Raw genomic sequence first — 1,742 nt, 5'->3', positions numbered from 1 at the left:
CGTAGCAGCCACCCGGTGGCCACCCCGTAGCCGGAGTCGGCGGACGGCGGCGGATAGTAGGCCCGGCCGGTGCGGACCAGCGGGCTGAGCATCACCAACGCGGTCACCGGTGGTTTGGGGTTTCGCAGGTAGGTGCGGGCCACCATCGCCCCCTCGCTCTCCCCGATCAGGGCGATCGGCCGGCCGGTCCGCCGGTGGACGGCCTCGACCTGCGTGGCGAGCAGTTGCGCGCTGGACTCCAGCGACCGGTGGGTGGTCTCCGACCGGTACGGCAGCGGACGGCCAGCTGAGTCCAGGCCGTTGTACGAGAACCGCTCCACGTTCGGGTCCACGGCGGGTCGGCCGTCGTACCCGGAATTGTGCCCGGCCAGCAGGATCACCGCATAGGGCACCCGCTCGGGCAGCGGCTGGTTGAAGATCGGCGGTGAGTAGCGGCTCGGATCGGGCTCGCGCTGGGTGGACGCCTGCGCCGCCAGCGGGAGGGCCAGCGCCAGCACCACGACGATCGGTGCCACCGGCACCCGCCGCCACCGTATCCGGGCCGGCAACACGGCCGCCCGCACGGTCCGGTTCCACAGCAGTCCGTTGACGACTCCGACGGCCGCGGCGACGGCCAAGGTCCACTCCTCGGCGGCGCTCCAGACCAGGCCGCCGGCGACGGTGATGGCCACGAAATTGAGTGACGACCAGCCGAACAGTTTCGCTGTCGGCAGGCCGCGCCACCAGCCGGCACCCACCGCCATCCGTTGCAGGAACGGGGCCAGTATCACCATGGGTATCAGCGAGGAGAAAAGGACCCAGGACAGGGAGACCACCGACGCGGCCACCGCGAGTGCGGCGAACGGCGCGACGATGGCGGCCGTCAACGCCGCTACGCCGAGGTTGCGCAGCAGCAGGGACCGGCGCGGTGGCCGAGGTGCCCCGGTCGGCCAGGACAGGCCGACCAGTACCGCGTTCAGCGCCCCGCGCAGCACGATCGCTCCCACCAGGCCGAGCCCGAACAGCCACCAGGAATCGTGGTAGACCAGCAGCCAGCGCATGTCGTGGTAGGAGTCGTACGGCCAGACCGCCGTACTCTGCCCGATCAGTCCCTCCGCCTGCCGGAACCCGATGGACACCAGCACGATGGCCTCGGCCAGTGGAACAACGGCGGCGACTCCGAGCAGTGCTGACAGGCGGCGCCGGCTCGGCACGCAACCCCTCCCTTCACCGCGCGACCGTGTGGGTTGACTCTCCCGCGCTGCTGCCCGTCGAGCAGGACTGTTCGGCGAAATCCGTCCGACCGTCAGATGCCCCGAACCGATGGCCGGACGGCGAACGCGGTGGTCAGGCGGTGGCCGAATGCGCCTCGGAGGTTCCGGCGGTCGTGTCGGGGCCGCCGCCGAGCAGCGTGGCCGCTTCGCGTAGTGCCTCGTCGAGTGGTTGGGGGCGTAGGCCGAAGGTGGTGGTGGCCGCCGTGGAGTCCATGACGAACGGCTGCGTGAACTGGTATGCCGTGGTCTGGAACTCCCGCAGCGTCGGGATGAGGAGACCGGCGGCGCGGAGGATCGGTCCGGGGATGGGGGTGAGCTTCGGCGCGGGCGCGCCGGCCGCCTTGGTGAAGCGGGTGGCGATTTCCCGGATCGTCAGCGGTGCCGCGCTTGGCGCATGCCAGGGACGGTTCCACGCTCGCTGGTCGGTGGCGGCGGTGACCAGCATCGCTGCCATGTCGTTGATCGACGTGAAGGTGTGCGGCACGTCGA

Annotated in this window: 1 protein-coding gene and 1 pseudogene; both read right to left on the bottom strand. The window is 71.0% G+C overall.

Translation table 11 applies throughout. The features are described 5' to 3' along the window. A partial coding sequence (locus AB0M52_RS33715) for a hypothetical protein (RefSeq protein ID WP_363961915.1) occupies window positions 1–1,193 on the bottom strand: 1,193 nt, incomplete at its 3' end. Window positions 1,194–1,326: 133 nt separating this feature from the next. Next, window positions 1,327–1,742: pseudogene (locus AB0M52_RS33710) on the bottom strand (NAD-dependent epimerase); the annotation flags it as partial.

Origin of the sequence: Micromonospora sp. NPDC051296 (assembly GCF_040682255.1) — a bacterium.
In the GTDB taxonomy this organism is placed as follows: Bacteria; Actinomycetota; Actinomycetes; order Mycobacteriales; family Micromonosporaceae; genus Micromonospora; species Micromonospora craterilacus.
This window is presented reverse-complemented; position numbering and strand designations above follow the sequence as displayed.